The organism is Sphingopyxis sp. PET50, assembly GCF_025244705.1.
Lineage (GTDB): Bacteria > Pseudomonadota > Alphaproteobacteria > Sphingomonadales > Sphingomonadaceae > Sphingopyxis.
Window position 1 is genome coordinate 1869264 of the sequence record NZ_CP104207.1, and the last position, 20293, is coordinate 1889556.

The 20293-nt window shown below is 66.6% G+C and carries 19 protein-coding genes and 4 pseudogenes; 17 read left to right on the forward strand and 6 right to left on the reverse strand.

The window, feature by feature from the left end; all coding sequences use genetic code 11:
* Nucleotides 1–15: 15 nt before the first annotated feature.
* The 5 genes and pseudogenes from ruvX to N0A20_RS09835 all read left to right on the forward strand — a co-directional run bounded on the left by ruvX (nucleotide 16) and on the right by N0A20_RS09835 (nucleotide 5447).
* Nucleotides 16–474: a Holliday junction resolvase RuvX gene (ruvX, locus tag N0A20_RS09815; protein WP_260583755.1), complete on the forward strand. Its 459-nt coding sequence runs from the start codon at nucleotides 16–18 to the stop codon at nucleotides 472–474.
* Nucleotides 475–660: 186 nt separating this feature from the next.
* Nucleotides 661–1657: pseudogene (locus N0A20_RS09820) on the forward strand (aspartate carbamoyltransferase catalytic subunit).
* Nucleotides 1648–2863: pseudogene (locus tag N0A20_RS09825) on the forward strand (dihydroorotase). The pseudogenes N0A20_RS09820 and N0A20_RS09825 overlap by 10 nt, the downstream one beginning before the upstream one ends.
* 443 nt (nucleotides 2864–3306) lie before the next feature.
* On the forward strand, nucleotides 3307–4470 hold the full coding sequence (locus N0A20_RS09830; RefSeq protein ID WP_260583756.1) for a helix-turn-helix transcriptional regulator: 1164 nt from the start codon (nucleotides 3307–3309) through the stop codon (nucleotides 4468–4470).
* 179 nt (nucleotides 4471–4649) lie between these two features.
* The gene (locus N0A20_RS09835) at nucleotides 4650–5447 is read left to right on the forward strand and encodes a hypothetical protein (protein WP_260583757.1); all 798 of its coding nucleotides are present in this window, start codon (nucleotides 4650–4652) and stop codon (nucleotides 5445–5447) included.
* Nucleotides 5448–5550: 103 nt separating this feature from the next.
* Here N0A20_RS09835 and N0A20_RS09840 read toward each other — a convergent pair whose 3' ends face one another.
* The 4 genes from N0A20_RS09840 to N0A20_RS09855 are packed head-to-tail and all read right to left on the reverse strand — an operon-like array spanning nucleotide 5551 to nucleotide 8350.
* Entirely contained in the window at nucleotides 5551–5841 is a 291-nt protein-coding gene (locus N0A20_RS09840; RefSeq protein WP_260583759.1) for an SPOR domain-containing protein, read from the reverse strand.
* Nucleotides 5822–6934: an SPOR domain-containing protein gene (locus N0A20_RS09845; protein ID WP_260583760.1), complete on the reverse strand. Its 1113-nt coding sequence runs from the start codon at nucleotides 6932–6934 to the stop codon at nucleotides 5822–5824. Before N0A20_RS09845 ends, N0A20_RS09840 begins: the two co-directional genes overlap by 20 nt.
* Before the next feature lie 13 nt (nucleotides 6935–6947).
* Nucleotides 6948–7613 (reverse strand): hypothetical protein, encoded by a 666-nt coding sequence (locus N0A20_RS09850; protein WP_260583761.1) that lies wholly within the window; start codon nucleotides 7611–7613, stop codon nucleotides 6948–6950.
* A gap of 14 nt (nucleotides 7614–7627) precedes the next feature.
* Nucleotides 7628–8350, reverse strand: coding sequence for a ParA family protein (locus N0A20_RS09855; RefSeq protein WP_260583762.1), 723 nt, complete (start codon nucleotides 8348–8350; stop codon nucleotides 7628–7630).
* A 270-nt stretch (nucleotides 8351–8620) separates the two neighbouring features.
* Here N0A20_RS09855 and N0A20_RS20105 point away from each other — a divergent pair, with 270 nt between their 5' ends.
* Nucleotides 8621–9889, forward strand: coding sequence for an SPOR domain-containing protein (locus tag N0A20_RS20105; protein WP_312846627.1), 1269 nt, complete (start codon nucleotides 8621–8623; stop codon nucleotides 9887–9889).
* 263 nt (nucleotides 9890–10152) lie between these two features.
* On the forward strand, nucleotides 10153–10608 hold the full coding sequence (locus N0A20_RS09875) for a nuclear transport factor 2 family protein (protein ID WP_260583763.1): 456 nt from the start codon (nucleotides 10153–10155) through the stop codon (nucleotides 10606–10608).
* A gap of 44 nt (nucleotides 10609–10652) precedes the next feature.
* Here the strand turns inward: N0A20_RS09875 and N0A20_RS09880 are convergent, their stop codons facing one another.
* On the reverse strand, nucleotides 10653–11003 hold the full coding sequence (locus N0A20_RS09880) for a DUF2200 domain-containing protein (protein WP_260583764.1): 351 nt from the start codon (nucleotides 11001–11003) through the stop codon (nucleotides 10653–10655).
* A gap of 221 nt (nucleotides 11004–11224) precedes the next feature.
* Nucleotides 11225–12109 carry a phosphoserine phosphatase SerB gene (gene serB, locus N0A20_RS09885; RefSeq protein ID WP_260583765.1) on the reverse strand — a complete coding sequence of 295 codons (885 nt, stop codon included), beginning with the start codon at nucleotides 12107–12109 and terminating at the stop codon, nucleotides 11225–11227.
* On the opposite strand from serB, the gene miaA reads away from it, so the two are divergent.
* The 10 genes and pseudogenes from miaA (at nucleotide 12108) to N0A20_RS09935 (ending at nucleotide 20198) form a co-directional block, all read left to right on the forward strand.
* Nucleotides 12108–13067, forward strand: a complete 960-nt coding sequence (miaA, locus tag N0A20_RS09890; RefSeq protein WP_260583766.1) for a tRNA (adenosine(37)-N6)-dimethylallyltransferase MiaA — start codon at nucleotides 12108–12110, stop codon at nucleotides 13065–13067. The two genes, serB and miaA, sit on opposite strands and share 2 nt — an antisense overlap.
* An 86-nt stretch (nucleotides 13068–13153) precedes the next feature.
* A pseudogene (ilvB, locus tag N0A20_RS09895) lies at nucleotides 13154–14909 on the forward strand (biosynthetic-type acetolactate synthase large subunit).
* Nucleotides 14910–15117: 208 nt separating this feature from the next.
* A complete protein-coding gene (gene ilvN / locus N0A20_RS09900) occupies nucleotides 15118–15633 on the forward strand; it encodes an acetolactate synthase small subunit (protein ID WP_260583767.1) in 516 nt (171 codons plus the stop codon).
* Nucleotides 15634–15757: 124 nt separating this feature from the next.
* A pseudogene (gene ilvC, locus N0A20_RS09905) lies at nucleotides 15758–16799 on the forward strand (ketol-acid reductoisomerase).
* Between the two features lie 289 nt (nucleotides 16800–17088).
* Complete coding sequence (locus N0A20_RS09910; RefSeq protein ID WP_260583887.1) at nucleotides 17089–17565, forward strand: DUF6151 family protein; 477 nt, start codon at nucleotides 17089–17091, stop codon at nucleotides 17563–17565.
* A 183-nt stretch (nucleotides 17566–17748) separates the two neighbouring features.
* Nucleotides 17749–18009, forward strand: a complete 261-nt coding sequence (locus N0A20_RS09915; protein WP_260581176.1) for a hypothetical protein — start codon at nucleotides 17749–17751, stop codon at nucleotides 18007–18009.
* Nucleotides 18010–18065: 56 nt separating this feature from the next.
* Nucleotides 18066–18233 carry a hypothetical protein gene (locus tag N0A20_RS09920; protein WP_260581175.1) on the forward strand — a complete coding sequence of 56 codons (168 nt, stop codon included), beginning with the start codon at nucleotides 18066–18068 and terminating at the stop codon, nucleotides 18231–18233.
* Nucleotides 18234–18313: 80 nt separating this feature from the next.
* On the forward strand, nucleotides 18314–18628 hold the full coding sequence (locus N0A20_RS09925) for a hypothetical protein (RefSeq protein WP_260581174.1): 315 nt from the start codon (nucleotides 18314–18316) through the stop codon (nucleotides 18626–18628).
* Nucleotides 18629–18634: 6 nt separating this feature from the next.
* The gene (locus N0A20_RS09930) at nucleotides 18635–19207 is read left to right on the forward strand and encodes a helix-turn-helix domain-containing protein (protein WP_260581173.1); all 573 of its coding nucleotides are present in this window, start codon (nucleotides 18635–18637) and stop codon (nucleotides 19205–19207) included.
* A gap of 109 nt (nucleotides 19208–19316) precedes the next feature.
* Nucleotides 19317–20198, forward strand: coding sequence for an IS1 family transposase (locus N0A20_RS09935; protein ID WP_260581172.1), 882 nt, complete (start codon nucleotides 19317–19319; stop codon nucleotides 20196–20198).
* Nucleotides 20199–20293: the final 95 nt, after the last annotated feature.

The window sequence follows — 20293 nt, forward strand, 5'->3', positions numbered from 1 at the left end:
ATTACAGGACGGACGATGATCGCCACCGCCGCCCCCGACTTCGCCGCCGCGCTGCCGAACGGCGGGCGCCTGATGGGGCTTGATGTCGGCACCAAAACGATCGGCGTTGCGGTCTGCGACGCCGGCTGGTCCTTCGCCACCCCCGACAAGACCATCGTCCGCAAGAAATTCTCTCTCGATCTCGAAGCCTTGAAGAGCTTGGTCGCCGCGCAGTCGATCGTCGGCCTCGTCGTCGGCCTGCCGCTCAACATGGACGGCAGCGACAGCCCGCGCACGCAGAGCACCCGCGCCTTCGCCCGCAACCTCGCCCCGCTCGGCCTGCCGCTGCTGCTGTGGGACGAACGCTGGTCGACCGCCGCCGTCGAACGCGCGATGATCGCCGCCGACGTCAGCCGCGCCAAACGCGCGACACGCGTCGACAGCGCCGCCGCCGCCTTCATCCTGCAGGGCGCGATCGACGCGATGGTGCGCTGATCCTCCCCGGCACGGGGAGGGGGACCATGCGAAGCATGGTGGAGGGGTACAGGCGGTGTTTCCCGTCCTGAACCGGTAGCGCGAGGCGGCCCGTGCCCCTCCACCACCCTTCGGGTGGTCCCCCTCCCCCGTTGGGGGAGGATCTGCTTGCCCGAATCGCGACCCCCTCCTAAACGCTCGGCTTTAATGACAAGCGCAACCACCCGGCCCGCCAGCGACTATCCGCCCGGCGGCGATGCCTTTCGCCATCGCCACCTGATCGGTATCGCCCAGCTCACTCCGTGGGAGATTAGCTACGTCCTCGACGCCGCCGAGCAATGGGTCGATCTCAACCGCGGCGGCGCGACCAAGCATGACGACCGGCTCGCCGAGCCTGACGATCATCAACGCCTTTTTCGAAAATTCGACGCGCACGCTTCTCTCCTTCGAGATCGCGGGCAAGCGCCTCGGCGCCGACGTCGTCAACATGCACGCCGCCCAGTCGAGCGTGAAGAAGGGCGAGACGCTGATCGACACCGCGATGACGCTCAATGCGATGCGCGCCGACGCGATCGTCATCCGCCATCACAGCTCGGGCGCGGTGGGGCTCATCGCCGACAAGGTCGACTGCCCCGTGCTCAACGCGGGCGACGGCCGCCACGAGCATCCGACCCAAGCCTTGCTCGACGCGCTGACCATCCGCCGCCGCCTCGGCAAGGTCGAGGGACTGACCATCGCGATCTGCGGCGACGTGCTGCACAGCCGCGTCGCGCGCTCGAACATCCTCGCGCTCACCCTGCTCGGCAACGAGGTGCGCGTCGTCGCGCCGCCGACGCTCACGCCGCCCGCGATCGAGCGGATGCATGTCACGAGCTTCACCGACATGGACGAGGGGCTGAAGGACGCCGACGTCGTGATGATGCTCCGCCTCCAGAACGAGCGCATGGACGGCGCCTATCTGCCAAGCGCACGCGAATATCACGCCCTCTACGGCCTCACACCGCAACGCTTCGAACGGGCCAAGCCCGGCGCGATCGTCATGCATCCGGGACCGATGAACCGCGGGGTCGAGATCGACAGCAGCGTCGCCGACCACCCCACCCGCTCGACGATCACCGAGCAGGTCGAAATGGGGGTCGCGGTGCGCATGGCGTGCCTCGATATCCTGACGCGCCGCAAGCGGGGAGTACCGGGATGGAACTGAGCCCGCTCCTCATCGCCAATGCCCGCCTGCTCGGCGGCGAGACCGCCAGCCTGCTCGTCGCGGGGGGCCGCATCGCCGCGCTCAACCCGCAGCAAATCCCCGACGGCGCCGAAACGGTTGACGCGCACGGCCAGTGGCTCGCCCCCGGCATCGTCGACCTCGGCGTCTTCGCGACCGACAAGCCCGCGTTCCACTTCGGCGGCATCACCCGCGCGGCATTGATGCCCGACGGCGGCCCGCTCGATAACCCCGGTCTCGTCGAGCGCGCCGCGAAGGGCGGCAAGCCCGACCTGTGGGTCCACCCGCTCGCCGCCGCGACCAAGGGGCTTGCGGGCCGCGAGCTCGCCGAAATCGGCCTGATGAAACAGGCGGGCGCGCGCGCCGTCGCCACCGGCCGGTCGCGCATCGCCGACGCGGGCGTGATGCGCCGGGTGCTGGCCTACGCCGCCTCGCTCGGCCTCGTGACGATCGTCCACGCCGAGGACGAGGGGCTCACCGCCGGCGCGGTCGCGACCGACGGCGAGATGGCGACGCGGCTCGGCCTCGCGTCAGCGCCTGCGATCGCCGAGGCGATGGCGATCGCGCGCGACCTCGCGCTCGTCGAGGAAAGCGGCGCCGCGATCCATTTCCGGCAGGTGACCACCGCGCGCGGGCTCGATCTGATCCGTGCCGCCAAGGCCAGGGGCCTGCCCGTCACCTGCGGCATCACGCCCGCGCATCTGTTCCTGTCGGACAACGCGATCGGCGATTTCCGGACTTTCGCGCGCCTGTCGCCGCCGCTGCGCGGCGAGGACGACCGCAAGGCGTGCCTTGCCGCCGTCGCCGACGGCACGATCGACGTCCTCGCCTCGGGCCACGACCCGCGCGGCCCCGAGGACAAGCGCCTGCCCTTTGCCGAGGCGCTGCCCGGCATGGCGGGCGCCGAGACCTTGCTCGCGATGGGGCTGCAACTCGTCCGCGACGGCCATGTCAGCGCGGCGCGCCTGTTCGATTTGCTCGCCGCGACCCCGGCACGGCTGCTCGGCCTTCCGGCTAGGCCGCCTCGACGCGGGGCTGGAGGCCGACCTCATCCTGATCGACGAGGGCACGCCCTGGCAGGTCGACGCCAAGAAAATGGCCGCCTGGGCCGGAAACACACCCTTCGACGGCATGCCGGTCCAGGGCCGCGCCACCGCAATGTGGAAGGGCGGGCTGCGGATTCGGTGAGCGGCGGCTTTGGGGTGGAAAGCGGATGTTCGGATAAACGCCACGCCCTCCCCTTCAGGGGAGGGCAGCGAGACTTGGCAGCTTGCTGCCTAGTCGCAGCGGGTGGGGTCCATCGGCCTTGCGCAAGGCCGATGGACCCCACCCCAACCCCCTCCCCTGAAGGGGAGGGGCTTTACTTCCGCCACCGCCCGAAACCGGCCTCACCCCTGCCCCAAAAAAAGAAGCCCGTCGGCACACCGGCGGGCTTCAAGAAAAACAGGATGGCCCTTTCGGACCATCCTGTGCTTGGGTCGCCCCCATGACATGGCCGATTTGACCCCCGCGCGCGCTACCCATATGGGTAGGAACGATGTCTTTTTTGCACTATGTCATTATAGATTGAAAAAAGGGGATATTCCCCGTCAGACGACCGCGCCCACCGCTCTCGCCGTCCGGGGACACCGATGCCGAACGATCAGGTTCCGATTGCACCGTCCAGCCGCAATGCCGCCGCCGAATGGGAAATCCTCAACGCGCTGATCGGAGAAATCTATGATTCGGTGCTGCACCCCGAACGCTGGAACGAAACGCTGGCGCGGATCACCGGCACGCTCGCTCCGCTGCGCTGGGAATCGGCCTTCATCCTCTGGGAAAGCAACCATCCGCCGCGCGCGCGTTTCGTCGCCGCCTCGGGCCTCGCCGCGGGCATTCAGGAAATCTACACCGCCGTCTATGCCGGCAGCCACCCCTGGTCGCGAAAATTCATGCGCTATTCGAACGGCAGCGTCGTCGACAGCTATGACATCATGACGCGCGAGGAATTTTACGAGAGCGAATTTTTCCGCAATTTCCTGAAACCTTATGGCATCGACCGCCTGATCGGGGTGCTGCTCGACCGCCGCGGCGGCGAGCGGCTGGGGATGATGATGCCCGGCCCCGGCGACCGCGACGCCGAAAGCCTGAAGCGCGGGCTGCGCGTCCTCGCCCCGCATATCCAGCGCGCGATGCGGATCAGCGACCGCATCGCCTCGCTCGAACTCGCCGCGGGGGCCGCGCGCAGCGCCGCCGACGCCGCCCCCTTCGCGATCTTCAGCCTCGACGATCAACTCAATATTCTCGCCGCCAACACGCGCGCCGAACGCTATGAGCGGGCGGGCTTCGTGCGGCTCGCGGACGGCCGCCTGGCCTTTACCCACCCCGCGAGCCACAGGAAGCTGCAGGAGCTTGCGCACGGGGCGACCCCGGCCAGCCTCGCCTTTCAGACGGTGAACGACGCAGGGGTCGAATGCCCGGTGCTCGCGGCGCGCATTCCGCGTCAGACCGCGCCGCAGATCGGCGGCATCCAGCTCGGCGCGTCGCTGATCGTGACGCTCGGCAGCGCGCCGGGCGAAACCCCGGTGGTCGAGATCGACCGCGTTGCGCAATGGTTCGGCCTGACCCCCGCCGAAGCGCAGTTGGCGGTGGCGCTCAATTCGGGCACGACGCTGCAGCATTATGCCGCACAGCGCGCGATCAGCCTGAACGCGGTGCGCTTCCTGCTCAAGGGCGTTTTCCGCAAGACCGGCGCGGCCAGCCAGGCCCAGCTCATCGCCCTCCTCGCGCGGCTTCCCGTCCCGGCGGAGGGGTAGCGCGGCCGCATCGGCGGCGTCCGCTCCCGCCGGCGAAAGGCGGCATTGTCCGAAATTTCGCTTGTCAGCTTCCGTCCGATCGGTGTCCAATTCGTCACGGGCGTCGATGGAGGGCCGGTATGCAGAGTCGAGGGGCGAGAAATCCGGGGCGCAACGCGCTGGTCTGCCTGGCCGTTGCCGTGGCAAGCGCGATCGCGATCTGGACCGGCGTGCGCGACATGGCGGCGCTGGGCCATGAGACGGGGAGCACGGCGCTCCGGATCGGGGCCGGGCTTTTCCTGCTCATCATCAGCGCGATATTCTCGCTGAACTTCTTCTGGGGCTATCGCATCGTCGAAAATCTGCGCAGCGGCCGGACGCGGTTCAGCGGCTGGACCGTGACGCCCGCCGATTACGATCTCTTTCGCGAGATCGACGGGAATTTTGCCAAACGGGGAGAAGCCAACGACTATCGCGCCCTGAAAGCCGTGCCGCCGGAGGGAGTCGCGGTGCTCTTTTCGCGCGACGGGGTGTTGATCGGCGATCGCTACTTCGGCCTCGCCAGTACCGGACTCAATCGCTTCGGCGACGCCGCGATCATCCGATCGGAACCGCCGATGCTCGAATTCGCCATGGTGACGACCACAGCGACCAATCTGTCGGTCTTCCGGGTTTTCCGCATCCATTCGGTGTTGCGTGTGCCGGTGGCGTCGAATGCCGCGATACAGGCCGAAAAGGTGGCCGGTCACTTCCAGGCGGTTCTGCGCAACGAGGTGATCGTGAATCCGGGCTTCTGGAAGCTGCGTATCCGCATCGGGCTGATCGGGGCGGCGATTTGCGCCGCGCTCGCCGGAACGGGTTTCCTGCTCGCCGACCGGAACGACGAGCTCGACAACATTCCCCTGTTTCTCGCCGTCGCGGGGACGATTCTCGCCATCGGCGGGCTGGTCCTGGCGTTGAAGAGCTGGTCCTTCGACCGCTCGCGCCGCCCCCGCTAGGTTCCTTCCGCCGCCGCCGCGCGAAATCACCCCGGCCATGCGAAAGGGGCGCGGCCTCGCGGCCACGCCCCCTCGTTTCTCTCTCCCGAAACGGGCGATGCTGTCAGCGCGATGCGACCCGGACCGGCGTCCCCTTGGCCGCCCACTGGATGCTCTCGTTGCCCGCCATCTGGCGGGTGAAGCAGCTCTGACCCTTGGCGCGCAACTGGCCGCACAATTTCTCGGCATCGGCGCGCGTCTTCAGGCCGTTGACGGTCAGGCGATAGAAGGTCTTGCCCTTCACCGTCGCCGAATGGCTCGACGCGGGGAAGCTCGCCAGCAGCGTGTTTCCGCGCTTCAGCGTGCCCCACTTCTCCTTGGCGATGCCCAGCGTGTCATAGGCGCCGAGCTGCACCGCCCAGCCCGAAGGCTTCTTCAGATCGAAGGCGGCGACCTGCGGCGCGAATGTCGCGGCCAGCGCGCGCGCCTCTTCGCGAACCGCGGCGGGCTTGGCGGCCTCGCCCGCGACGCGCGGCGCGGCGCGATAGGGCGTGGTTTCGGCCAGGATCACCGGCGCGGCGGGCGCCGGCAGCTCGGTGACGGGCACCACGCCATTGGCGTCGCGCTGCGGCATCGGCAGTTCGACCGCGCGGATCGCCGAGGCGTCCAGCAGCCGGCGGCGCGGGCGCGAAGGCATCGACCGGCGCCGGATCGGCGCTGGCGAGTTCCATCGGCGCGTCCGCCGCGGCCATTTGCGTGTCGGCGAAATTGGCGAGCGCCAGACGCACCGGCATGCCGGCATCGGCCTGCGCCTTGACGCCGATCAGGCTCGCGACCCGGACCGCCGAATTTTCCTCATTGGCGAGTGCCGACCATTCGGCCATGCGCCCCTCGAGCTTGGCGAGCGACAGGTCCTGCGACGCCAGGATGCGCGCCTGCGCCCAGCGGCCCGACAGCGCATAGGCGAGCGCCAGATTCTGCCGCGTCCGCGCCGAGGCACCCTCGACGCGCGCCGCTTCGGTCAGCACATAGATCGCCGATTCGACATCGCCCGCCAGCGCCAGCGCGAGCCCGGTGTCGGGCGCAGGCAGCGTGTCGCGATGCGCGTTGAGCAGCGCGAGCGCGTCGCTCGTCCTGTTCTGCGCGATATGCGCCAGCGTCAGCGCGAGCACGGTGTTCGTGTCGGTGACCCCCAATTCCATCGCTTCGGTCAAGGCCGCCGCGGCAGAGGCGAAGCGCCCGTCGCTGAGATAGGCCTGGCCGAGCAGCGCGCGATAGGCGCCGTCGCGCGGGCTGGCGGCGACCGCGGCTTCGGCGAGGCCGACCGCCTTGCTCGTCTTGCCGGCTTCGAGCGCGGTGCGCGCGAGGCTCGCCGATTTGACCGCGGTTTCGGGCTTGCCGAGCGTGTTCGACGGCGCGTTCGCCATCTTGCTCATGCTGCACCCCGAGGTCGTGAGGCCGAGCACGAAGCCCGACACGGCCAGCTTCATCAGCAGATTGCGTTTCATGACAGGTCCCCCCTTATCCCTTGGACTGCATCGTCCGGCGCGGCGCGCGCGCCGCCGGCAGGCGGCTCGCCATCGCGTCGATTTCGGGCAGCGTCGCGAGAAATTCGTCGAGCAAATCGGTCAGGATGACCTGCGAAGAGCGGTTGGTGACCGCGCTCGCCAGCCGCAGCCGCAGATGCCGTTCGGCGTCGAGGCGGAGCGTGAACGCCGCCTTTTCGCGGGCCCGCGGCGCGCGCGGCGCCTTCGGTTCGGCGGGACGCGCCTCGACCTTGCGCGCCACGGCGGCGACGCGGTCGCTCAGCGATTCCTGCTGGCGCACGATTTCGGGAACGGCCGGCGCGGGCGCGGGTGCGAAATCCTCGGCGGCTTCGCTCTCGCCCAGCCAATCCTCGACGACGTCGTGGTCGGCGCTCTCTTCGACCGCCTGTTCGGCCTCGATATTATGCTCGGGCACCGATCCGCTGAGCAAGGGCTTCAGATCGACCAGATGCGCGGGTTCGCTCGACTGCACCGGATCGACGTCATAGCCCATGTCGTTCCAGCCGAGGTCGTCGTAGCCGACCGTGTTGACGGGGACCGGGCCGCTGCCGAGCGGCTGGCGGCGCATCGCGGGGCGGGCGGCGCCCTTGCGGGCGAGCAGGCCGGCGCTCAACGATGCGAGGGGTTTGGGTTCGCCCATGGCCACCACCTCCCTCACTGACCGGCGATGCGGCGGCCGAAACCGCCGCCCATCGGGCGGACGGCGCCGTAACCGGCCTGCGCGGGCATCGGGGCGGAAAAGACGGTGCGGCGGAAATTCTTTTCCAGCCGGTCGTTCATATAGGTCCACAGCTGACGGATTTCCTCGGCCGAGCGGCCGTTGGGGTCGACCTCCATCACCGTGCGGCCGTCGATCATCGACGCGGCATAGTCGGTGCGGTGGTGCAGCGTGATCGGCGCGACGGTGCCGTGCTGCGACAGCGCGACCGCGGCCTCGCTGGTGATCTTGGCTTTCGGGGTGGCGCCGTTGACGACGAACACCAGCGGCTTGCCCGCGCGTTCGCACAGGTCGACGGTGGCGCCGACGGCGCGCAGGTCGTGTGGGCTGGGACGCGTCGGCACGACGATCAGTTCGGCGACCGAAATCACGCTCTGGATCGCCATGGTGATCGCGGGCGGCGTGTCGATGACGGCCAGCTTGAAGCCCTGCTGGCGCAGGATTTCGAGGTCGGAGGCGAGCCGCGCGACGGTGGTCTGGGCAAAGGCCGGCAGGTCGGTTTCGCGCTCGTTCCACCAGTCGGCGAGCGAGCCCTGCGGGTCGATGTCGATCAGCACGACCGGGCCGGCGCCCGCAAGCTGGGCCTGCACGGCGAGGTGCCCCGACAGGGTGGTCTTCCCCGATCCGCCCTTTTGTGAAGCCAATGCCAAAACGCGCACAGTTGTCCCCCTGAATGTGGCAACGAATTGGGGGCGGGATACCACGCGGGGGCCTAAGATTGGGTTAACGATGTGAAAAAGAGCGTGAACGCTTCGTTGGACGACATGGTAAACCGGGGCTTAAGACAAATTTGTGCCATATCGGATCAGAATCGGATCGGTCGACGCGTCGCTAACGCCGTGTTAGCCATTACCGCATAGCAAAGGTCCGGGGACTGCTAGCGCCCGGGCCTCGCGGCTCTGGACGCCCGCACGTCAGTGGAGATTGTCATGCGCATTTATCGCACCGCCCTGTTGCTGAGCCTGCCGCTGCTGGCGGCCGCGCCCGCGATCGCGGCGCCCGCCGCCGGCAAGGCCGCCGCCGCCGCGGCGCCGACCGTCAAGGACGGCGTCGATCTATGGGAAGCGGGCAATCCGCAGCAGGCGGTGTCGATCTGGCGCCCGCTCGCGCTCGCCGGCGATCCCGATGCGCAGTTCAACCTCGGCCAGGCGTACAAGCTCGGCCGCGGCGTGCCCGCCGATCTCGCGCAGGCGGAGACCTGGTACCGCCGCGCCGCGAAGCAGGGCCATCTTCAGGCGGAGGATAATCTCGGCCTCGTCCTCTTTACCGCCAACCGCCGCAACGAGGCGATGCCCTTCATCACCCGTTCGGCGGCGCGCGGCGAACCGCGCGCGCAATATGTCCTCGGCACCGCGATGTTCAACGGCGACCTCGCGGCGCAGGACTGGCCGCGCGCCTATGCGCTGACCAAGCGCGCGAGCGATGCCGGGCTCGGCATCGCCTCGGCGCGCCTCGCCCAGCTCGACAGCCTGATCCCCCTCGAACAGCGTCAGGCCGGGCTCGCACTGATCCCCGAGATGGAGAAGTCGGAGCAGCGCGAACGCCTCGCCGCCGTGAACGCCGCCGCCCCTCCGCCGCCCGCGCCCGCGCCCTCGCCGGTCAAGACCGCCAGCCTGCCCGCCTCGGTCCCCGGCACCAGCTACACCCCGCCGCCGGTGATCCAGAGCCCGCCCGCGTCTCCCCGCGCCGCCGATGCCGCCGCCGCTGCGACCGAAGCCAGCAAGGACGCCGCCGTCGCCATCGTCTCGCAGCCGCTCCGCCCGGCGCCGCAGCCGGTCAAGCCGGTGGAAATCGCCGCTGCGGCCCCGGCGCCCGGCGAACCCGGCACCAGCTATGCCGCGCCACCCGAAAAGGGCGACCTGTCCCCCGCCGCGCCGCCGAAGCCCGCACTCGCGCCGGTCAAGGCCGCGCCGCCCCAGCCGCAATCCGCGCCGCCCGCCGCTGCTGCCGCGCCGACCGCCGCCGACAATTGGCGCGCGCAGCTCGGCGCCTTCGCGCAGGAGGGCAACGCCCGCAATCTGTGGCTCGCGCTGGAAAGGAAATATCCCGGCCTCGCGAACCGTCAGCCCTATCTGGTCAAGAGCGGCAAGCTCACCCGCCTGCAGGCCGGCAATTTCGCGAGCAAGGCCGACGCCGACAAATTCTGCGCGACCGTCGGGTCGGCAAGCCAGCCCTGCGTGGTGATGAGCAGCCGATAGGCACCGCCCGGCCGCCCATGGCGGGTCTGGAGCGGGGAACCAACATTTCGCCAATCCGTCGCCCCCGCGAAGGCGGGGGCCGCCATCGACCTATCCGGGCGTCGCGGCGTAAACCGGTGCCGCCCCCGCCTTCGCGGGGACGACATCATGTTCGCCCGGAACCACCATCCGCATGCCTCGCCAAAAATAGCCTCTCCCTTGGAGTTGACATCGTAAACATAAATCCCATGTTAACATCGTCAACACCAACAGGAGTCCCCCTCATGTACCACTTCATCGTCCGCCACAATGTCCGCAGGATCTTCGTCGGCCTCAGCCGCGGCGACTGGGAATCGGCGCTCGCCGGGATGGCCGACCGTTTCGAGCATATCTTTCCCGGCGACCATGCGCTTGGCGGCACGCGCCATACCAAGGCAGGCCTGCGAGCCTGGTTCCAGCGCCTGTTCAGCGTCCATCCGGTGCTGAAGTTCGAGATCAAGCATATCGCGTCGAGCGGCTGGCCGTGGGATACGACCGCGGTGATCGAATGGCGCGACCGCGCGGTGATGGCCGACGGCGACACCAGCTATGTCAACGACGGCGTCCACATCATCCGCCTGCGCTGGGGCAAGATCGTCAGCCTCCACCCCTATCTCGACACCGCCCGATATGCCGCCGCGCTGAAACGCCTCGCGGGCACCGGCTTCGCCGCAGTCGGCGCCGCGCCGATCGAGGATTGAGCCATTCGGAAGAGGCGGATGCCGGTATCGCCCGGCATCCGCCCTCAGCCGCGCAATATCTTCTCCATCTTCCTGCCCCTGGCGAGTTCGTCGATCAGCTTGTCGAGATAGCGCAGTTCGCGCATCAGCGGCTCTTCGATATTTTCGACCCGGATGCCGCAAATCACCCCGGTGATCAGCGAGCGCGCGGGATGGAGCGCCGGAGCCTTCGCGAAGAAATCCTCGAAATTGGTGCCCTTCGCCAGTTCGGCCTCCAGCGCCTTCTGGCTGTATCCGGTCAGCCAGCGGAAAATCTCGTCGACCTCGGCCTTGGTCCGCCCCTTCTTTTCCGCCTTGGTGATATAGTGCGGGTACACGCTCGCGACGCTGATCGAATAGATGCGATGCTTGGTCATGCCGCGGTGTCTACGCCGACCGCGCCCGTTCGTCACTCCCGGCTTGATCCGCTTTTCATGGCTGGTTCGGGGTGGATTGCAGTCATTCCCCTCCCTTCCAGGGAGGGGTTAGGGGTGGGTGCGAGCGAAGCGAGCCGAAAGACAGAACGCCGCCTTCGGCGGCAACCCACCCCCAGCCCCTCCCTGGAAGGGAGGGGAGAACCAAGGTCGCGTTCTATCCTCTACCCCAGCACCCAGCTCCGCCGCGGATAGCCCTGCGCCCACAGGAGCGCGGTCAGATCATGGTGCCGGATCACCGCATCGGCCGCCTCGCCGGCCGCCGCGTGGGGATAATAGCCGATCCCCAGCCCCGCCGCGGTCAGCATCGGGATGTCGTTCGCGCCGTCGCCCACCGCCAGCGTCTCGGCGAGCGGCAGGCCGCGTTTCGCCGCCTCGGCCTTCAGCGCCTCCAGCTTGCCGGCGCTGTCGACGATCGGCTCGCGCACGCCGCCCGACAATTTGCCGCCCGCAATCTCCAGATGATTGGCGACCACCCTGTCGAAGCCGATCGCCTCGCCCACCGGGTCGGCAAAGGCGGTGAAGCCCCCCGACACCAGCACCGACCAGGCCCCGTGCGCCTTCATCGTCTGCACCAGCGTGCGCGCGCCGCGGGTCAGCCGCACGCGCTCGATCCGGCATTCGGCGAGCACGCTCTCGGCCATGCCGCCGAGCAGCCCGACACGCTCGAACAGCGCCGCGCGGAAATCGAGCTCGCCGCGCATCGCGCGCGCGGTGATCTCGGCGATCTGCGGCTTGAGCCCCGCATAGTCGGCGAGTTCGTCGATGCATTCGACCGTGATCATCGTCGAATCCATGTCGGCGACGATCAGTTTCTTGGTCCGGTCGCCCAGCGGCTGCACGACGATGTCGAGCGCGCCATGGTCCATCTTCGCCAGTTCGGCGCGCGCGCTGACCAGGCTGCCCTGGAACACGATGTCGGCGGCGTCCCCGACGTCGAGCCAGTGCGGCGCGCCGACGTCGTGCCCCGTCGCGTCGAGCCGGTCGATGCCCTCGCGAACCACCTCGTCGGTCAGCTTTCCGGCTGCTATCAGCGTGGCTACGAACATGGCATCTCCTTCACTCTCTCCGGCCGCGAAGCCGCCCGTCGCGCTTATCGCCGGACCTACCGCCAGCGGCAAGAGCGCATTGGCGGTGGCGCTCGCCGGGGCGCTCGGCAACGGCATCGTCGTCAACGCCGACGCCAGCCAGGTCTATGCCGACCTCGCCATTCTCTCGGCGCGTCCGGCCGCGGAGGACATGGCGGGAATCCCGCACCGCCTCTTCGGCCATGTCGACGGCGCCGAGGCGCATAACGCCGCGCGCTGGTCCGGTGAAGCGCGCGCGGCGATCCGCGACGCTCATGCGGCGGGGAAAGTGCCCATCCTCACCGGCGGCACCGGCCTGTACCTGCGCACTTTGCTCTTCGGCATCGCGCCGGTGCCCGAAATCGATCCGCAAGTCCGCAAGTCCGTGCGCGCGATGGCGGTCGCCGACGCTTATGCCGCGCTCGCCGCCGCCGACCCCGCCGCCGCGCAGCGCCTGAACCCCGCCGACACCACGCGCGTCGCCCGCGCGCTCGAAGTGGTGCGATCGACCGGCCGCCCGCTCGCCGACTGGCAGGCCGCACGCGAGGGCGGCATCGCGGACGCCATCGCCCTCACCCCCTTCCTTCTGCTCCCGCCGCGCGACTGGCTGCGCGAGCGCTGCGATACCCGCCTCGCCGCCATGTTCGACGGCGGCGCGATCGAAGAGGCCCAGGCGCTGCTCGCCCGCGATCTCGACCCCGGCCTTCCCGTGATGCGCGCCATCGGCGTGCCCCAGATCGCGCAATATCTGCGGGGACGGATCGACCGCACCGAGGCGCTGGCGCTCGCCCAGGCCGCGACCCGCCAATATGCGAAGCGCCAATTTACCTGGTTCCGCCACCAGCCGCCTGCGGACTGGCCGCGGCACGCCGAGTCACTAAACAATGATAATATCAACAAAATAGCAATAATATTACGTCATAGGCTGTTGACAGGATAGAATCATGCACCTATTGCCCGCCGACCTGCTGCGTCGCACAAGGCGCGCGCCGGTTCGCGGGCAGGGCCGAGGAAAGGAGTAAAGTCGTGACGGAAATGAGTGGTGCCGACATGGTGGTTCAGGCGCTGGTCGACCTCGGGGTCGACACGGTGTTCGGCTATCCGGGCGGTGCGGTGCTTCCGATCTACGACGCGCTCTTCAAGCATCCGACGATCAAGCACATCCTCGTCCGCCACGAACAGGCGGCGACCCACGCGGCGGAGGGCTATGCGCGCTCGACCGGAAAGCCCGGCGTCGTGCTCGTCACCTCCGGCCCCGGCGCGACCAATGCCGTCACCGGCATCACCGACGCGCTGATGGATCTCGATCCCGATGGTCGTGCTCACCGGCCAGGTGTCGACCGCGCTGATCGGCACCGACGCGTTCCAGGAATGCGACACCGTCGGCATCACGCGCCACTGCACGAAGCACAACTATCTCGTGATGGACCCCGAACGCCTCGGCCCGATCCTGCACGAGGCTTTCTATATCGCGACCCACGGCCGCCCCGGCCCCGTCGTGATCGACATCCCCAAGAATGTGCAGGTCGCGACGGGCAACTACGTCATCCCCGAAAAGATCGCGCACAAGAGCTATCGCCCTCAGGTCGAACCCGACGCCGACGCGATCGCACAGGCCATGGCGCTGATCGTGGCGGCCGAGCGCCCCATCTTCTACACCGGCGGCGGCGTCATCAACGCCGGCCCCGATGCCAGCGCCGCGCTGCGCCAGCTGGTGTCGCTGACCGGCGCACCGATCACCTCGACGCTGATGGGGCTCGGCGCCTTCCCCTCGGACGATCCGAAGTGGCTCGGCATGCTCGGCATGCACGGCACCTTCGAGGCCAATATGGCGATGAACCGCGCCGACCTGATCGTCGCGGTCGGCGCGCGCTTCGACGACCGCGTGACCGGCCGCCTCGACGCCTTCGCGCCCGAGGCGAAGAAGATCCACATCGACATCGACCGCAGCTCGATCAACAAGATCGTCCCGGTGGACGTCGCGGTGGTCGGCGATGCCGGCCGCGCGCTCGACGCGCTGATCGCCGCCTGGCAGGAGGCGGGGCACAAGGCGCGCGACTATGGCGAATGGTGGCGCCGCATCGACGGCTGGCGCGCGACGCGCTGCCTCGACTTCCCCGAAAAGAAAGAGCCGCAGGCGGAGATCATGCCGCAGCGCGCGGTCAAGGCGCTGTTCGACGCGACGCGCGGCCGCGATCCGATCATCACCACCGAGGTCGGCCAGCACCAGATGTGGGCGGCGCAGCATTTCGGCTTCTCGGCCCCCAACCGCTGGCTCACCAGCGGCGGGCTCGGCACCATGGGGTACGGCTTCCCCGCCGCGGTCGGCGCGCAGATCGCGCACCCGAACCGGCTCGTCATCTGCATCGCGGGCGAAGCCTCGCTCCAGATGAATATCCAGGAAATGGGGACGGTCAGCCAGTACCGCCTGCCGGTGAAGATCTTCATCCTCAACAACCAGTGGATGGGCATGGTCCGCCAGTGGCAGGAACTGACCTACGAGAGCCGTTATTCGAACAGCTATTCGGACAGCCTGCCCGATTTCGTGAAGCTGGCGGGCGCCTATGGCTGGACCGGGCTGCGCATCGACACGCTCGGCGAGCTGGAGGACGGCATCGCCACGATGATCGAGACCCCGGGCCCGGTGATCGTCGACTGCCGCGTCGCCCAGCTCGCCAATTGCTTCCCGATGATCCCGAGCGGCGCCGCGCACACCGACATGATCCTCCAGCCGAGCGACGTCACCGGCACGATGGACGACGAAGCGAAAGCGCTGGTGTGATGCGGCGTCGCGGAAACATCTTCTCCCCCCTTGCGGGGGAGAAAAGACTTGGCTTGGCGGTCCTGAGCTTGTCGAAGGGCCGCCTAGCAAGTCTTAGAGAGGGGGGCGAGCCTTCGGCTCGCATCACCCTCTCCCAGCTTCGACTAGCGAGCAAGCTCGCAAGTCTCCGCAACCCTCTCCCGTCGAGGGAGAGGGGGAGTATGCTTTAATGAAAATCACCACCGAAGCGGGCGAGCGTCATGTGCTCGCCGTGACCGTCGATAACGAGGCGGGTATCCTCGCCAAGATCACCGGGCTGTTCTCGGCGCGCGGCTATAATATCGAGAGCCTGACCGTCGCCGACATCAGCGCCGACCATGCGCTGTCGCGGATCACCATCGTCACCTCCGGCCCGCCCGCCGTGATCGACCAGATCATCGCGCAGCTCGACCGGCTCGTGCCCGTCCACAATGTCGTCGACCTCGCCGACGCCGGGGCGCATGTCGAGCGCGAGATCGCGCTGGTCAAGGTCGCGGGCACCGGCGAGAAACGCATCGAGGCGCTGCGCCTCGCCGACGTGTTCCGCGCCAAGGTCGTCGACACGACGCTGACCAGCTTCATCTTCGAGATCACCGGGACGAGCGACAAGGTCGACCGCTTCATCGCGCTGATGCGCGAATGCGGGCTGGTCGAGGTCGGCCGCACCGGCGTCGTCGCCATCGCCCGGGGCGCGGAGGCGGTCTAGAGTTTACGAATTGCGCTTCAACGATCGTCACCCTGGACTTGATCCGGGGTCCCGCTCAGCAACGATGAGAAGCGGGACCCCGGATCAAGTCCGGGGTGACGAAAGAGAAATAGGGAAGAATGACATGCAGGTTTATTACGATCGCGACGCCGACCAGGATCTGATCAAGGGCAAGAAGGTCGCCGTCGTCGGCTACGGCAGCCAGGGCCACGCCCACGCGCAGAACATGCGCGACAGCGGCGTGCGCGAGGTCGCGATCGCGCTCCGCCCCGGCTCGGCCACCGCGAAGAAGGCCGAGGCCGCGGGCTTCAAGGTGCTGTCCAACAAGGAGGCCGCCGAATGGGCCGACGTGATCATGATCGCCGCCCCCGACGAGCATCAGGCGAAGATCTACGCCGACGACATCGGCCCGAACATGAAACCCGGCTCCGCGCTCGCCTTCGCGCACGGCCTCAACATCCATTTCGGCCTGATCGACGCCCGTCCCGACATCGACGTTTTCATGGTTGCGCCCAAGGGCCCCGGCCACACGGTGCGCAGCGAATATCAGAAAGGCGGCGGCGTCCCCTGCCTGATCGCGGTCGCGCAGGAAGCGCAGGGCGCGGGCGCGTCGGGCAACGGCTATGCCAAGGCGCTCGCCCTCTCCTACGCCAGCGCCGTCGGCGGCGGCCGCAGCGGCATCATCGAAACGACCTTCAAGGAAGAGTGCGAAACCGACCTCTTCGGCGAGCAGGCGGTGCTGTGCGGCGGCATCACCCACCTGATCCAGGCGGGGTTCGAGACGCTGGTCGAGGCGGGCTATGCGCCCGAAATGGCCTATTTCGAATGCCTCCACGAAACCAAGCTGATCGTCGACCTCCTCTATGAAGGCGGCATCGCAAACATGCGCTATTCGATCTCGAATACCGCCGAATATGGCGATATCAAAACGGGTCCGCGCATCATCACCGACGAGACCAAGAAGGAAATGAAGCGCGTCCTTGCCGACATCCAGTCGGGCCGCTTCGTGAAGGACTTCGTGCTCGACAACCAGGCCTAGCCAGCCCGAGCTGAAGGCGAGCCGCAAGGCCGCCGCCGCCCACCCGATCGAACAGACGGGCGCCAGGCTGCGCGCGATGATGCCGTGGATCGCCAAGAACCAGCTCGTCGACAAGTCGAAGAACTGACGGCGGCAGCACGGTCACCGTGCCCGACCCAAAGGCCGTGCTCCCGCGAAGGCGGGAGCCCATCTCCGGTCGGCGTCATTTCCAGCTCGGCAGGAGATGGGTCCCCGCCTTCGCGGGGACACAGGCCTTCATTACCTGAAGACCATGCTCTAATAACGGGCGATGGCATCCTCCGACCTCGCCTTCGCCTGCCAATGCGGCGCCGTTTCCGGAACGCTGCTCGACGTCGGCCCCGGCCAGGGCGACCATGTCATATGTCATTGCACCGATTGCCAGCGGCTGACACGCCATCTCGGCCACGCTCGGCCGGGTACTCGACACGCACGGCGGCAGCGCGCTCTACCAGTCGCGCTGCGCGCGCCTGCGCATCGACACCGGCCGCGACCGGCTCGCCTGTCTCCATCTGACCGACAAGCCGACGCTGCGCTGGTATGCATCCTGCTGCGGCATGCCGCTGTTCAACACTTATGCGAATGGCCGGATTCCCTACATCACGACCCAGCTCGCCGCCTGCGACCCGGCGAAGCGCGCGGCGCTGGTCGGCCCGCCGCTCGGCCATCTGTTCACCGGGGACGGCATCGGCGACACCAGCGCATTGCCGAAGATGAGCATGGTCCGGCTGATGCGCCGCTTCTTCACGCGCATGGTCCGCGACATGATCTCGGGCGACCGCCGCCGCTGCGTGCTGTTCGACGCCGCGACGCTCGCACCGATCGCGGCGCCGCACCGCCTGACCGCCGAGGAATGCCGGGCCTTGCGGCCCTAAACTCCGTCATTGCGACCCCGGCGAAAGCCGGGCGGAGCAATCCAGAGCGAGTTTACGCCCATTCCGGAGCCGGGTAGTGTCTCAGTTTGAATTTTGAATCCCGCTCCGGTGGCAATCCGGCCGCGAAGGGCCTATATGCTTAGCGGAAAGCACGGAGGACAGCGCATGTATGGCGTCCGCATTATGGTCGATGGCAAGGTCGATATCAAAATCTTTGAGTCGCTGACCGCAGCACAAGCTCGGCTCAACCAAGGCCGGCATCAGACATACGATGGCGAGTTCGACAGTATCGCAATCTTCCGCGTCTCGGGTGCCAAATCTGTCCGCGAAGCGGCAGACGCCATCCGAGCCGCGGACGCCAGCAAGATAGAGCTGGTGGATATACAAGAGTCATTCGATGCGACGATCGCCAAGTTGGCGACCAAAATAGAGATAGATCTGTAATGCCTAAAGGACCCCGTGGAGAAAAGCGGCCCGCCGACGCCATTGGCCTCGCCGTGATGATCGGCAAGATCGCGACCGGCGAGATTGAGGACGAGCGCGACGACGTGAAAAGCGCCGCCGCTGCGCTCGGAAGTAAGGGCGGCAAGGCGCGTGCGGCGAATATGACGCCAGAGCGGCGAGCAGAGATTGCGCGCAAGGCCGCTGAAAAGCGATGGGGCAAGTAACTTGTCATTTTGCCAAGGCACTTGACATTTTGACAAGTTTGGCCTAGCGGGGCGGGACAGTCTCCCAGGAAGGACCAACTATGGCTGCCGCCGAAAGCGAATACGCGTTTGAAACCGAGTTTATCAACGGTGTCTTTGGCACCGGCATCTACAGCCTGACCGTCTCGCGTAAGGGGGCGGCAGATATGCGCGCCTTGGGCGTGACGATTCCGGACGTGACCTTCATTCTTATGAACGGCCGCGTGGTGCGGAGCGATATGCTGGACAGGCGCGGCCTTTGGGACGTTCGGGGCGAAACGGTCGAGGGGATCGAACTCGAACTGACCGTGGCGGTCATTTCCTGTGAATGTGACGTTGAACTGCTAGAAATTCTGGTGGTGAAGGAGAAGAGGTGAAGTATTATGATCAACACGCATGGAAGTATCGCCCATGTTGTCGATCAGTTTGAGGCAACTGACCTTGGAGCGCCGTTTAAAGTTATACTGAATAAATGCGTGAAGGTCGTTTCTGACAAGGCGACGGGTGAAGTTTTGAGCTACACCATCCCGGACCCTGATGGGTTGCTGCGGATGGTTGTCCTTTCTCGGATTATGCATCCGCGGAAGCTTTTTGGCGCAGATATTAAGTTTCTGCGTAAAGCTGTCGGGCTGATGCAAAAGGAGGTTGCTAAGGGAATTGATGTAACGCCCGAACATTTGTCGAAGTGCGAAGCAGGCAAGCTTGCCCTGTCTGGCGGCGGGGATAAGCTTCTGCGTCTCTTGTTTTTCAAGACTGCGATCAAGCATCACAAAATTGAGAGCAGCAAAGCTAAGAAGAAGATCGAAAATCTTTTGGACAAGATTTTCGATGACCAGCCAATTTGCGCCCATGACGTGGACGATGAAATTGTGCTGCGATTCTCGCGGGGCATTGCTAAGCCTCGCGCGGATAATGACGATGACGAACCGGAATATAGGCTGATGGACGCCATTTAAGCCCATATCGCCGGACTGACATTGGCCCGCGCCTCGCAAAGAGTGTGCGGGCCTTTTCGTGTGCACTTTTTGCTTTACACTAAGCATAAAAGTTCATATTAAAATGAGCATGAACAAGCTGCCCCTCGCCAAGCGCACCCAAATCCTCGCAATGCTCTGCGAAGGCTCGTCGATGCGGTCGATCAGCCGCATTGCTGATGTGTCGATCAACACGGTGTCGAAGCTGCTTATCGAGGCTGGCGAAGCGTGCCTCGCCCTTCACGATGAGCATGTTCGCAATGTGAAGGCTTCCCGCATCCAGTGCGACGAGATTTGGTCGTTCTGCTACGCGAAGCAGAAGAATGTCGCGGACGCGAAGGCCGCGCCGTCCGGCGCCGGTGACGTCTGGACGTGGACCGCTATCGACAGCGACACAAAACTGATGGTGTCCTATTTCGTCGGCGACCGTGGCGCGGAAAGCGCGATGATCCTGATGGACGACCTTCGCGACCGCCTCTCCAATCGTGTCCAGCTCACGACTGACGGCCACAAGGCATATCTTGAAGCGGTCGAAGGCGCGTTCGGCGCTGACGTCGATTATGCGCAGCTTGTGAAGCTCTATGGCAGCGAAGGCGGTAAGGGCAGCGAAGTCCGCTACAGCCCCGCAGAATGCACCGGCATCAAGAAGCGGCGCGTGGAAGGCAATCCCGACATTGCCCACGTCAGCACGTCGCACATCGAGCGCATGAACCTTTCGATCCGGATGCAAAACCGCCGCTTCACGCGACTGACTAACGCCTTCTCAAAGAAGCTCGACAATCACATTCACGCGCTGGCGCTGTATTTCGCGTTCTACAACTTCTGCCGCATCCATAAGACGCTTCGCGTTACCCCGGCGATGGCCGCTGGCATTACCGACCGCCTTTGGTCGCTGGATGATATTGTGGCGAAGATCGACGCGATGGCGGCGCCTCCCGCAAAGCGTGGACCCTATAAAAAGCGCAAAAGCTGAAATGAGTAGGGGGGCCAACCTTACGGCTTAGCCCCCCTTTCCGGAAGGCCGGTGCCAACCGGGTGAATGCACTTTTCTTACCTAAAACTTGCTGA